Here is a 12,785-nt window from a genome sequence, read left to right on the forward strand (position 1 = left end):
CTTACCAGGCCCGCGCCACTTCGCCGAAGCCGCGCGGTGCGCGCTTCTCGTCGTCGAAGGTCACGACCTCGTAGGCATCACTGTGCGAGAGCAGCTCGCGCAGCAGCTTGTTGTTGAGCGCATGGCCCGAGCGGAACGCGGTGTAGGCCGCGAGCAGCGGCTTGCCGATGATGTACAGGTCGCCCATCGCATCGAGGATCTTGTGCTTCACGAACTCGTCGTCATAGCGCAGGCCGCCGGCATTGAGCACCTTGGTGTCGTCCATCACGACCGCGTTATCGAGTCCGCCACCGAGCGCCAGGCCCTTTGTGCGCATGTACTCGACATCCTTCGTGAAGCCGAAGGTGCGCGCGCGCGCGATGTCGCGGCTGTACGAATCGGTGCCCAGGTCGAACTCCACGCGCTGGCCGGTGGAGTTGACCACGCGGTGATCGAAGTCGATCTCGAAGCTCAGCTTGTAGCCGTGGTACGGCTCCAGGCTCGCCCATTTCTCGTTGGCGCCCTCGCCTTCGCGCACCTCGACCTTGCGGGTCACGCGGATGAAGCGGCGCGGCGCCTTCTGCAATTCGATGCCCGCGCTTTGCAACAGGAACACGAAGGACGAAGCCGAGCCGTCCAGGATCGGCACTTCGTCGGCCGTGATGTCGATGTAGAGGTTGTCGATCCCCAGGCCCGCACAGGCCGACATCAGGTGCTCGACCGTCTGCACCTTCGCGCCGCCGGTGGAGACCGTGGAAGCCAGGCGCGTGTCGGTGACCGCTTCGGCGGTCATGCGGATTTCAGCCGGCTCGGGCAGATCGACGCGGCGGAACACGATGCCCGTGTCGGCCGGAGCCGGTCGCAGGGTCAGTTCCACGCGTTGCCCGCTGTGGAGCCCCACGCCCACGGCGCGGCTGATCGACTTGAGGGTTCGTTGTTGCAGCACGCCGGGGATTTTAGGCGCGCCACGGGCGTGGCGGCCTAATCCCCTCGCTATGGCAGCGATAGACATCGGTTCTATGCAATCCCGGCGATGGACGCAAAGGGCACGAAGTGAACGCAGCGCCTAGAGCCAGCGGAAGTCCCTTTCAGGTCTTCCCTGTACCCCTTGCGAACCTTCGTGCCCTGAGCGTTCGGTTGCCTTCCGTCAGTCAGTCAGCTTGACGGCGCAGGAATGCGGGAATTTCGAAGTCGTCCATGCCACCCGACGACAGCGCATCCACCTTGGCCGCGGCCATCGTGCGGTTGGTGCGCCACACGCTGGGGACCGCCATGCCGTCGTAGTTCGGCTGGCTGCCGCCGCCGCTGTGACCGCCGGCGTGACCGACGCCACCCATGGTCGGCACGTTGAACGGGATGTTGTCGGTGCCGGTGCGAATGACTTCCAGCGTCGGCGCCTGGCGGCGTGCGTCCGCGCGCGAGAGGCCCGTGGCCACCACGGTCACGCGCATCTCGTCGCCCAGGGCCTCGTCGTAAGCAGCGCCGTAGATCACGTGCGCATCGGGCGAGGCGTAGGCGCGGATGGTGTTCATCGCGAGCTTCGACTCGTTCAGCTTGAGCGAACCCTTCGATGCCGTCACCAGCACCAGCACGCCCTTGGCACCCGAGAGGTCGATGCCTTCGAGCAGCGGGCAGGCCACGGCCTGCTCGGCGGCGATGCGCGCGCGGTCCGGGCCCGCGGCCGCGGCCGTGCCCATCATGGCCTTGCCCGGCTCGCCCATCACGGTGCGCACGTCTTCGAAGTCGACGTTCACGCCGCCGTACTCGTTGATGATTTCCGAGATGCCGCCCACGGCGTTCTTGAGCACGTCGTTGGCGTGCGCGAAGGCCTCGTCCTGGGTGATGTCCTCTCCCAGCACGTCGAGCAGCTTCTCGTTGAGGACAACGATCAGCGAATCGACATTGGCTTCGAGTTCGGCCAGGCCGTCGTCCGCATTCTTCATGCGGCGACCGCCCTCCCAGTCGAAGGGCTTGGTCACCACGCCCACGGTGAGGATGCCCATTTCCTTGGCAACGCGCGCGATCACCGGCGCGGCGCCGGTGCCCGTGCCGCCGCCCATGCCGGCGGTGATGAACAGCATGTGCGCGCCGTCGATGGCCGCGCGGATTTCGTCCACCGCGGCTTCGGCCGCTTCACGGCCCTTGTCGGGCTTGCTGCCGGCGCCCAGGCCGCTGGTGCCCAGCTGGATGATCTTGTTCGCATTGCTGCGGGTGAGCGCCTGTGCGTCGGTGTTGGCGCAGACGAACTGCACGCCCTGCACACCACGCTCCATCATGTGGGCGACTGCATTGCCGCCACCGCCGCCCACACCGATCACCTTGATCTGCGTGCCTTGGTTGAATTCTTCGACTTCGATCATTTCGATGGTCATTTCTAACTCCTTGAATATTGCAGTTGCCGTTTTGTATCTATGAATAATTCTTTTGCCGTGACGTGTTCAACGAGAGCGTCGCCGCGATGGTGGACCGGTTCGTCGCCATCGCTCGTTGAAATGCAACGGGGGACTGCCGCGTGCGAGCCAGAGTGGGGAGTGGTTCATGGTCAGAAGTTCCCCACGATGAAGTCCTTGAAACGTCCGAACGCAGTCTTTACCGACCCGTTCTTCTGCGCGACCTTGAAGCCGCGCATGCGTGCGAAGCGCGCTTCTTCGAGCAGACCCATCACGGTCGCCGCGCGGGGCTGCGCCACCATGTCGGACAACGCGCTCGAATACTTCGGAATGCCCCGGCGCACGGGCTTCAGGAAGATGTCTTCCCCCAGCTCCACCATGCCCGGCATCACCGCGCTGCCGCCGGTGAGCACCACGCCCGAAGAGAGCACCTCTTCGTAGCCCGATTCGCGCACCACCTGCTGCACGAGCGAGAAGATCTCCTCGATGCGCGGCTCGATCACGCCCGCCAGCGCCTGCTTGCTCAGCATGCGCGGGCCGCGGTCGCCAAGACCGGGCACCTCGACCTGTTGGTCGGGATCGGCCAGCAATTGCTTGGCATAGCCGCTCTCCACCTTGATGTCTTCCGCGTCCTTGGTGGGCGTGCGCAGCGCCATCGCGATGTCGCTGGTGATGAGGTCGCCCGCGATCGGGATCACAGCGGTGTGGCGGATCGCGCCGTTGGTGAAGATCGCCACGTCGGTCGTGCCCGCGCCGATATCGACCAGCACCACGCCCAGTTCGCGCTCGTCTTCCGTCAGCACCGCCTGGCTCGAGGCCAGCGGGTTCAGCATCAGCTGGTCGACTTCCAGGCCGCAGCGGCGCACGCACTTGATGATGTTCTCGGCCGCGCTCTGCGCGCCGGTCACGATGTGCACCTTGGCCTCCAGCCGCATGCCGCTCATGCCGATCGGCTCCTTCACGTCCTGGCCGTCGATCACGAACTCCTGCGGCTCCACCAGCAGGAGGCGCTGGTCGCTCGAGATGTTGATCGCGCGCGCGGTCTCCACCACGCGGGCCACGTCGGCGGGCGTCACCTCCTTGTCCTTCACCGCCACCATGCCGCTCGAATTGATGCCGCGGATGTGGCTGCCGGTGATGCCGGTGTAGACGCGGCTGATCTTGCAGTCGGCCATCAGCTCGGCCTCCTTGAGCGCCTGCTGGATGCTCTGCACCGTGGCGTCGATGTTCACCACCACGCCGCGCTTCAAGCCATTGCTCGGCGCGATGCCCAGGCCCGCGAGCTTGAGCTCGCCGCCGGGCAGCACCTCGGCCACGACCACCATCACCTTGGCGGTACCGATGTCCAGGCCTACGACCAGGTCTTTGTATTCTTTGGGCATTGAAATATGTCCTCGATATTCGCTACTTGATTCTTCTTGGGGTCTCGGGCGAGACCGTGGTGACGCCGCGCAGCCGCAATGCATACGCGTCGTTGTGGCGCAGGTCGGCGCCTTCGACGTCGGCCACCGTGCGGTGGTACTGGCCCGCGACCTGGGTCACGGTCTTCAAAAAGCGCTGCAGCCGGGCCGACACCTCTTCGCTCTGCCCGCGGCCCAGTTCGATCTGCGCGCCGCTGTCCAGCACCACCTTCCAGCTGCCGCGGCTGGACAGCGTGAGCTCGTCGATGCCGAAGTCGTAGGGCTGGAACTGCGGCGCGAGCACGCGGTACATGCCCAGCACCTGCCCGGCCTGCTCGATCGGACCGTCCAGGCGCGGCAGGTTCTCGTCCACCTCGGCCACGTTGGCCTCGAACACGTCGCCGAAACCGTTGATGAGCTTGGAGCCCGCCTCGTCGCCCCAGCTGGCCACGGGCACCTGCTCGGTCAGCGTCACGCGCAGCTTGTTCGGGAACTCGCGCCGCACCACCGCGCTGCGCACCCACGGCACCGCCTCGAAAGCGGTGCGCGCACGCGCCAAGTCGATGGTGAAGAAGTTGCCCGACAGCTGCGGCGCCACGTTGGCGCGCAGCGTGACCGCGTTGTTGTGCGTCACCTCGCCGTCCACCTTGATCCCCGCGAGCGGAAAGAAAGGCTGGCGCAGCACCCACCAGGCGCCCGCCGCCAGCAGCATGAACGCCACCGCCACGAACGCGAGGTTCGCCACGATGTTCATGAGCTTGACGTCGAAGGGCGCGGGGATGCTGTCGGCCATGGCTATTGCGCGCCTCCCTTGGAGTCCAGCGAGGCGGAGGCCAGCACACGCAGGCACAGCTCTTCATAAGGAATGCCGGCCGCGCGCGCGGACATCGGCACCAGCGAATGGCTGGTCATGCCGGGCGAGGTGTTCATCTCCAGCAGGAAGGGCTTGCGGTCGCTGGCGCGGATCATCACGTCGGCGCGGCCCCAGCCGCGGCAGCCGAGCGTGTGGTACGCGGCCAGCGTGATGCGCTGGATCTCGTGTTCCTCGGCCGCCGCGAGGCCGCTCGGGCACTGGTACTTCACGTCGTCGGTGAAGTACTTGTTCTGGTAGTCGTAGGCGCCTTCGGGCGCGGCGATGCGCACCACCGGGAGCGCGCGCGCGTCGAGCCCCTGGCCGAGCACGGCGCAGGTGACTTCCTCGCCTTCGATGAACTCCTCGCAGAGCACGTCGGCGTCGTATCTGGCAGAGAGCGTCACCGCGTCCTGCATCTGCGAATACCCCTCGACCTTGGTTACGCCGATGGAGGAGCCCTCGCGCGGCGGCTTCACGATCAACGGCAGGCCGAGCACGTCGGGCACGGCGCGAATCTGCTCGCGGCTTTGCTGGTCGAAGGCCAGGCGCACGTACTTGGGCGTGGGCAAGCCGTCGGCCTGCCAGATGCGCTTGGTCATGACCTTGTCCATCGCCACGCTCGAGGCCATCACGCCCGAGCCGGTGTAGGGAATGCCGAGGAGCTCGAGCGCGCCCTGCACCGTGCCGTCTTCGCCATGGCGGCCATGCAGCGCGACGAAACAGCGCGCGAAGCCTTCACGCTTGAGCTCGACCAGCTCGCGCTCGGACGGATCGAAGGCATGCGCATCCACGCCGCGCGAGCGCAGCGCCTCGAGCACGCCGGTGCCCGACATCAGCGAGACCTCGCGTTCCGCGGAGCTGCCGCCGAACAGCACGGCGACCTTGCCGAAAAGTGTTGGATCCTGAAGGCTCACGATGCCCTCCCCTTGCGCGCGGTGCGCTCCGATGTTGTTGACGATGGCGCTGCTGCCGCTGCAGGTGCGGCCGCACCGCCGAGCTCGACCACCTTGCCCGGCACCGCGCCGATGGAGCCTGCGCCCATGGACAGCACGACATCGCCCGCGCGGGCGTTGTCCAGCACCGCCTGCGGCATGGCCGCGATGTCGTCCACGAACACCGGCTCCACCTTGCCGGCCACGCGCAGCGCGCGCGCCAGCGTGCGGCCGTCGGCCGCCACGATGGGCGCCTCGCCGGCGGCATAGACCTCGCCGAGCAGCACCGAATCGGCCGTGCCGATGACCTTCACGAAATCCTCGAAGCAGTCGCGCGTGCGGGTGTAGCGGTGCGGCTGGAAGGCCAGCACCAGCCGGCGGCCCGGGAACGCGCCGCGCGCGGCGGCGATCGTGGCCGCCATCTCGACCGGGTGGTGGCCGTAGTCGTCGATCACGGTGAAGCTGCCCGCGCCGCCCGGCACGCGCACCTCGCCGTAGCTCTGGAAGCGGCGGCCCACGCCCTTGAAGCCGGCGAGGCCGCGCTGCACCGCCTCGTCGGGAATGCCCAGCTCGACGGCCACCGCGATCACCGACAGCGCATTGCGCACGTTGTGCTCGCCCGGCAGGTTCAGCACGATGGGCAGGTCGGGCAGCGTCACGCCGTTGCGGCGCTGCGCGGTGAAGTGCATCTGGCCGCCGACGGCGCGCACGTCGATCGCGCGCACCTGCGCGTCCTCGCCGAAACCGTAGCTGGTGACCGGGCAGGTGACGTCGGCCACGATGTCGCGCACCGCCGGATCGTCGGTGCACAGGATCGCCACGCCGTAGAACGGCATGCGGTGCAGGAAGTCGACGAAGGCCTTCTTGAGCTTCGCGAAGTCGTGCCCGTAGGTCTCCATGTGGTCGGCGTCGATGTTCGTGACCACCGCCATCACCGGCAGCAGGTTCAGGAACGAGGCGTCCGATTCGTCGGCCTCCACCACGATGTAGTCGCCGCTGCCCAGCTGCGCATTCGCGCCGGCGCTGTTCAGGCGACCGCCAATGACGAAGGTCGGATCGAGCCCGGCGGCGTCGAGCACGCTCGCCACGAGGCTGGTGGTGGTGGTCTTGCCGTGCGTGCCGGCGATCGCGATGCCCTGCTTCAGGCGCATCAGTTCGGCCAGCATCAGCGCGCGCGGCACGACCGGAATGCGCTTTTCGCGCGCGGCCAGCACCTCGGCGTTGTCCGGCTGCACGGCGGTGGAAGTGACGACTGCGTCCGCGCCGTCGATGTGCGCGGCCGCATGGCCCACGAAGGTGCCGATGCCCAGGCCCGCGAGCCGGCGCAGCGTGGCGCTGTCCGAGAGGTCCGAGCCGGTGATCTTGTAGCCCAGGTTCAGCAGCACCTCGGCGATGCCGCTCATGCCCGAGCCGCCGACACCGACGAAATGGATGTGGCGAATCGCGTGCTTCATTTGGCAAGCTCCTCGCAGGCGCGGACGACGGCCTCGACGGCTTCGGTCTTCTGCATGGTCTTGGCCTTGGCGGCCTTCTCGATCAGCGCGGTGCGCTCGGTTTTCTGTAGCAAATCAGCCAGCAATTCAGGAGTGAGGTCGGCCTGCTGCACCAGCCAGCCGCCGCCCGCGTCCACGAGGAAGCGCGCGTTGGTGGTCTGGTGGTCGTCGACCGCCGAGGGGAAAGGCACGAACAGCGCTGCTGCGCCGACGGCCGCGATTTCTGTGACGGTGCTGGCGCCGGCGCGCGCGACGATGATGTCGGCGTCCGCATAGGCCTGCGCCGTGTCTTCGATGAACGGCGTGAGTTCGCCCTCGACGCCCGCGGCCGCGTAGTTGGCGCGCAACTCGTCGATCTGCTTGGTGCCGCTCTGGTGCAGCACCTGCGGGCGCGTGGAAGGTTCGATGCGCGCCAGCGCTTGCGGCACCACGGTGTTGAGGCCGCGCGCGCCGAGGCTGCCGCCCACGACCAGCAATTTGAGCGGACCGGTGCGGCCCGCGAAGCGCGAAGCCGGATCGGGCTGCGAAGTGAATGCCGCGCGCAGCGGGTTGCCCACCCACTGCGCTTTCTTCAGCACATTGGGGAAGGCGGTGAACACGCGGTCGGCCACGCCCGCCAACACCTTGTTGGCCAGGCCCGCGACCGAGTTCTGCTCGTGCAGCACCAGCGGCTTGTTGAGCAGCACGCCCATCATGCCGCCCGGAAAGGTGATGTAGCCGCCCAGGCCCACCAGCACATCGGGCTTCACGCGGCGCACCACGCGAAAGCTCTGCCAGAAGGCGCGCAGCAGCTTCAACGGCAGCAGGAACAGCGTGAGCGGTCCCTTGCCGCGGACGCCGCCGAACTGCACCGGCTCGAACGCGAAGCCGCGCGGCGGCACGAGCTTTTCTTCCATGCTGCCGGGCGCGCCCAGCCAGTGCACGCGCCAGCCGCGCTCGCGCAAGGCCTCCGCCACCGCGAGGCCCGGGAAGATGTGGCCGCCGGTGCCGCCGGCCATGACGAGTGCGGTGCGCCCGGTCATACGCGGCCTCCGCGCATGAGAACCCGGTTCTCGTAGTCGATGCGCAGCACGATGGCCAGCGCGATCATGTTCATCAGGATGGCCGAGCCCCCGAAGCTCATCAGCGGCAGCGTCAGGCCCTTGGTCGGCAGCGCGCCCAGGTTCACGCCCATGTTGATGAAGGTCTGGAAACCGATCCACACGCCCACGCCTTGAGCGACAAGGCCCGAGAACACACGATCGAGCGCAATCGCCTGGCGGCCGATGTGCATGACGCGGCGGGTCAGCCAGAGGAAGAGACCGATGATCAGCAGCACGCCGATCAGGCCGAACTCCTCGCCGATCACGGCGAGCAAGAAGTCAGTGTGCGCCTCGGGCAGCCAGTGCAGCTTCTCGACGCTGCCGCCCAGGCCCACGCCGAAGATCTCGCCGCGCCCGATGGCGATCAGCGAGTGCGACAGCTGGTAGCCCTTGCCGAGCGCATGCTCCTCGCTCCACGGATCCAGGTACGCGAAGATCCGCTCGCGGCGCCACGGGCTGCTCGCCACGATGGTGCCGAAGGCCACCACCACGAGCGCGGCGATCACGAAGAACATGCGCGCGTTCACGCCGCCCAGGAAGAGGATGCCCATCGCGATCACCGCGATCACCATGAACGCGCCCATGTCGGGCTCGGCCATCACCAGCATGCCGACCACCACCACCGCGATGCCCATCGGCAGCACGGCGCGGAAGAACCGCTCCTTGATCTCCATCTTGCGCACCATGTAGCTGGCGGCGTAGAGCACCATCGCGAGCTTGGCCAGCTCCGAGGGCTGGAAGCGCATGAAGCCCATCGGCAGCCAGCGGCGCGCGCCGTTCACGTTGATGCCGATGTGCGGAATGAGCACCGCCACCAGCAGCAGCAGCGAGGCCACGAAAAGCCAGGGCGCGGCGCGCTCCCAGGTCTTCATCGGGATCTGGAAGGCCAGCAGCGCCGCGATGAACGCGAACGCCACCGAGGCCGCGTGCCGCGTGAGGAAGAACGAGGCGCTGTAGCCGGCGCGCGCGAAGCGCGGGTTGTCGGGCAGCGCGATGGAGGCCGAATACACCATCACCAGGCCCCAGGTCAGGAGCGCCACGGTGACCCACACCAGCGCCTGGTCGAAGCCCAGCACGCGCATCGGCGTGGCCTTGGTCTGCGCGATGCCGGCGCCGCCCAGGCGCACCGGGAGGTGCACGGGCAGCGAATCGATGCCGCTGCGGGCGCGCCTGAACCAGCCACCGAAGCGGCTGGTGCGGGTGTCGGGCGTCGAGGCGCCTGCAGCAGCGGAGTTCACAGTGTTTCCTCCGGGGACGAACCGTCGGCCGACATGCCGCGCGGGTTGTCCGCGAGCGCCTGCACGGCCTCGCGGAACACCTCGGCGCGGTGCCCGTAGTTCTTGAACATGTCGAAGCTCGCACAGGCCGGTGACAGCAGCACGGCATCGCCGGGGTTGGCGCGCGCGGCCGCGAGCTTCACGGCCTCGTCCATCGAGGCGGCATGCATCAGCGAGACGCCGGTGTTGGCGAGCACGGCTTCGATCAGCGGCGCATCGCGGCCGATCAGCACCACGGCGCGCGCGTGCTGCGCCACGGGGGCGGCGAGCGGTTCGAAGTCCTGCCCCTTGCCCTCGCCGCCGAGGATCACGACCACGCGGCGGTCTTCGCCCAGGCCGTTCAGCGCGGCGACCGTCGCGCCGACGTTGGTGCCCTTGCTGTCGTCGAAGTACTCCACGTCGTCGATCAGCGCGATCGGCTCCACGCGATGCGGCTCGCCGCGGTATTCGCGCAGGCCGTAGAGCATCGGGCCGAGCGGGCAGTCGGCGGCGGTGGCGAGCGCGAGCGCGGCCAGCGCGTTCATGGCGTTGTGGCCACCGCGGATGCGCAGCGCGTCGGCGGGCATCAGGCGCTGGAAGAAGATTTCTTCTTCCACCACCGCGCCGCGCTTGCGCTTCTGCGTTTCGTCGGCCTCCAGTGCGCGCACCAGCCAGGCGATGCCGTTGATGCGCTCGATGCCGTAGTCGCCCGGGCGCAGCGGCATCGTGCCGCCGAAGGTGACGTGCGTGCGGATCTGCGGACGCTGCAGCTTCACCCGCACGGGCGGCGGCAGCATGGCCATCACGCCCGCGTCGTCGCGGCTCAGGATCATCAGGCCCTGCGCGCCGAAGATGCGCGCCTTGGCCGCCGCGTAGGCCGGCATGTCGCCGTGCCAATCGAGGTGGTCCTGCGTGAGGTTGAGCACGGTGGCCGCCGTGGGCTCGAAGCCCTGCACGCCATCGAGCTGGAAGCTGGAGAGTTCGAGCACCCAGACATCGGGCAGCGTCTCGGCATCGATGTGCGCGGCCAGGGTGTCCAGCAGCGTCGGGCCGATGTTGCCGGCGACAGCGACGCTCTTGCCCGCGCGCTCGACCAGCTGGCCGGTGAGCGCGGTGACGGTGGTCTTGCCGTTGGTGCCGGTGATGGCGAGCACCGCGGGGGTGTAGCCCTTGGGGGCCCGGGGCTCTTCGATCGGCACCAGCGGCAGTTGGGCCGTGGGCTCTTCTTCCACCGCGGCGGAGGCCGGGTTGGTGGCGGAGAGTTCGGCGATCTTGGCGACGAACTCGGCGGCCTCGCGGGCGGCCGTGGGGACGTAGGGCTTGCCGGTGGCGGGGAGGCGGGAGCCGGTGGCGGGCGCGGCTGCCGGCACCGTCGATTCGGGTGCGGCGTCGGTCGTTGCTGCGGCTTCTGCAACCGGTGCGCCTTCTTCCGCAGGCGGCGAAACCGGAACGCTCAGCGAGGGATCGCGCGGCATGGCCTCGGCCATCGCGGAGGTTGCGGATTCGGGTGCTGTTTCGACCGGCTCGGCAGCTTCCGTGTTTGCGGTCGATGCAACAGGCGCGGCAGTCTGCGCAGGCACTTCAGCCGTCTCGACGGTTTCGGGGACTTCGGGAACTTCGGTCGTCTCGGCAGACGCGGGCGCTTCGGCTTCGACCTGTTCAGTCGCCGCGGGGACTTCCGGTGCGACGGGCACTTCGACCGCTTCGACAGGCGCAGCTTCGGTCGGCTCGACGGTCAAGGCCAGCTCGGCCTGAGCGTCGGGCAGCACGGGTTCGGCAGGCACTTCGGCTGCTGGTTCGACCACGGCCTCCGGTTCGGCCTCGGCGGCTTCCACCGCCGGCACTACGACCGTTCGCAGATCCAGCAGCGCGCGCGCAAAGAGATCCAGCTCGCCGCCGACCGTCAGGCCCACGGCCCGCGCCGCGTCGACAACGGGCGCAATGGTCTCGGGCGACAGCCCCGGCGAGCGGTACACCGCGCGAATCGGCGTGCCCTCGATCAGCGCGGCCGAGAACGGCCCGCCGATGAACGTCACCCCCGGCAACTCCGCCTGCAGCGTCGCAAGCGCGGCAGGCGCCTCGCGCGTGTCCGCCACGGTCACGACCGCACCGTGGCGCGCGCACCAGCGCGCCATCGCCAGCCCGGACGCACCGAGGCCCAGGACGAGGACGGGGAGGTCTTTCAGATGGCGCATCGGTTCTTTCTCACCGCAGCTTCAACGTCGAAAGACCCACGAGGCACAAGAGCATCGTGATGATCCAGAAGCGCACCACGACCTGCGTCTCGCGCCAGCCGCTCTTCTCGAAGTGGTGGTGCAGCGGCGCCATCTTGAGCACGCGGCGGCCCTCGCCGTAGCGCTTCTTCGTGTACTTGAAGTACATGACCTGCGCCATCACCGAGATCGCCTCGACCACGAAGATGCCGCCCATGATGAAGAACACGATCTCCTGGCGCACGATGACCGCGATGGTGCCCAGCGCGCCGCCGAGCGCGAGCGCGCCCACGTCGCCCATGAAGACCTGCGCCGGGTGCGTGTTGAACCAGAGGAACGCCAGACCCGCGCCGGCCATCGCCGAGCAGAACACCAGCAGTTCGCCCGAGCCCGGGATGTTGGGGAACAGGAGGTACTTGGAATACACCGCGCTCCCCGTGACATAGGCGAACACGCCCAGCGCCGAGCCCACCATCACCACCGGCATGATCGCCAGGCCATCGAGCCCGTCGGTGAGGTTGACCGCGTTGCTCGCGCCCACGATCACCAGGTACGTGAGGATCACGAAGCCGATGCCGCCCAGCGGATAGCTCACTTCCTTGAAGAAGGGCACCAGGAGGTTGATCTTGGGCGGAAAGTCCAGATCGAACCCCGACTGCACCCACGCGAAGAACAGCTGCAGCACGCGCCAGTTGGAGCTCTCGGAAATGCTGAAAAGCAGGTAGAAGCCCGCAAGCAGGCCGACCACCGACTGCCAGAAATACTTCTCGCGCGAGCGCATGCCCTCGGGGTCCTTGCGCACCACCTTGCGCCAGTCGTCGACCCAGCCGATGGCGCCGAAGCCCATCGTCACCCACAGCACGATCCACACGAAGCGGTTCGAAATATCGAACCACAGGAGCGTGGCGAAGGCGATGGCGAACAGCACCAGCACGCCGCCCATGGTGGGCGTGCCGCTCTTGGTGAGGTGCGTTTCCATGCCGTAGCCGCGCACCGGCTGGCCGATCTTGAGCGCGGCGAGGCGGCGGATCACGTACGGGCCGGCCACCAGGCCGACCACGAGCGCGGTCACCGCGGCCATCAGCGCGCGGAAGGTGAGGTACTGGAAGACGCGCAAGAACCCGAACTCGGGCGAGAGCGTCTGCAACCATTGGGCAAGGGTCAGCAGCATGGTGTATCGCGCGGCT

Annotated in this window: 10 protein-coding genes; all 10 read right to left on the bottom strand. The window is 68.0% G+C overall.

What is annotated here, in order from left to right; translation table 11 throughout:
* Position 1 precedes the first annotated feature (1 nt).
* The gene (gene lpxC, locus ACZYRS_RS28295; protein ID WP_198786172.1) at positions 2-925 is read right to left on the bottom strand and encodes a UDP-3-O-acyl-N-acetylglucosamine deacetylase; all 924 of its coding nucleotides are present in this window, start codon (positions 923-925) and stop codon (positions 2-4) included.
* Positions 926-1,130: 205 nt separating this feature from the next.
* A complete protein-coding gene (ftsZ, locus tag ACZYRS_RS28300; RefSeq protein WP_198786173.1) occupies positions 1,131-2,351 on the bottom strand; it encodes a cell division protein FtsZ in 1,221 nt (406 codons plus the stop codon).
* Positions 2,352-2,521: 170 nt separating this feature from the next.
* Complete coding sequence (ftsA, locus tag ACZYRS_RS28305; RefSeq protein WP_013539446.1) at positions 2,522-3,751, bottom strand: cell division protein FtsA; 1,230 nt, start codon at positions 3,749-3,751, stop codon at positions 2,522-2,524.
* Between the two features lie 22 nt (positions 3,752-3,773).
* On the bottom strand, positions 3,774-4,562 hold the full coding sequence (locus ACZYRS_RS28310) for a cell division protein FtsQ/DivIB (protein ID WP_042578366.1): 789 nt from the start codon (positions 4,560-4,562) through the stop codon (positions 3,774-3,776).
* A 2-nt stretch (positions 4,563-4,564) separates the two neighbouring features.
* Entirely contained in the window at positions 4,565-5,536 is a 972-nt protein-coding gene (locus ACZYRS_RS28315; RefSeq protein WP_463421860.1) for a D-alanine--D-alanine ligase, read from the bottom strand.
* Positions 5,533-7,008, bottom strand: a complete 1,476-nt coding sequence (gene murC, locus ACZYRS_RS28320) for a UDP-N-acetylmuramate--L-alanine ligase (protein WP_463421861.1) — start codon at positions 7,006-7,008, stop codon at positions 5,533-5,535. Before murC ends, ACZYRS_RS28315 begins: the two co-directional genes overlap by 4 nt.
* Entirely contained in the window at positions 7,005-8,069 is a 1,065-nt protein-coding gene (gene murG / locus ACZYRS_RS28325) for an undecaprenyldiphospho-muramoylpentapeptide beta-N-acetylglucosaminyltransferase (protein WP_463421862.1), read from the bottom strand. Before murG ends, murC begins: the two co-directional genes overlap by 4 nt.
* Positions 8,066-9,367: a putative lipid II flippase FtsW gene (ftsW, locus tag ACZYRS_RS28330; RefSeq protein ID WP_463421863.1), complete on the bottom strand. Its 1,302-nt coding sequence runs from the start codon at positions 9,365-9,367 to the stop codon at positions 8,066-8,068. Before ftsW ends, murG begins: the two co-directional genes overlap by 4 nt.
* Entirely contained in the window at positions 9,364-11,580 is a 2,217-nt protein-coding gene (gene murD / locus ACZYRS_RS28335; RefSeq protein ID WP_463421864.1) for a UDP-N-acetylmuramoyl-L-alanine--D-glutamate ligase, read from the bottom strand. Before murD ends, ftsW begins: the two co-directional genes overlap by 4 nt.
* Positions 11,581-11,590: 10 nt before the next feature.
* Positions 11,591-12,769, bottom strand: coding sequence for a phospho-N-acetylmuramoyl-pentapeptide-transferase (mraY, locus tag ACZYRS_RS28340; RefSeq protein WP_198786180.1), 1,179 nt, complete (start codon positions 12,767-12,769; stop codon positions 11,591-11,593).
* Between the last annotated feature and the right edge of the window lie 16 nt (positions 12,770-12,785).

This window comes from Variovorax sp. AC194, from assembly GCF_979257995.1.

Bases quoted from the DNA above. Each gene is read 5' to 3' on its own strand.
- murD (WP_463421864.1), bottom strand. From the start codon at position 11,580: ATGCGCCATCTGAAAGACCTCCCCGTCCTCGTCCTGGGCCTCGGTGCG.
- murG (WP_463421862.1), bottom strand. From the start codon at position 8,069: ATGACCGGGCGCACCGCACTCGTCATGGCCGGCGGCACCGGCGGCCAC.
- mraY (WP_198786180.1), bottom strand. From the start codon at position 12,769: ATGCTGCTGACCCTTGCCCAATGGTTGCAGACGCTCTCGCCCGAGTTC.
- ftsA (WP_013539446.1), bottom strand. From the start codon at position 3,751: ATGCCCAAAGAATACAAAGACCTGGTCGTAGGCCTGGACATCGGTACC.
- murC (WP_463421861.1), bottom strand. From the start codon at position 7,008: ATGAAGCACGCGATTCGCCACATCCATTTCGTCGGTGTCGGCGGCTCG.
- ftsZ (WP_198786173.1), bottom strand. From the start codon at position 2,351: ATGACCATCGAAATGATCGAAGTCGAAGAATTCAACCAAGGCACGCAG.
- ACZYRS_RS28310 (WP_042578366.1), bottom strand. From the start codon at position 4,562: ATGGCCGACAGCATCCCCGCGCCCTTCGACGTCAAGCTCATGAACATC.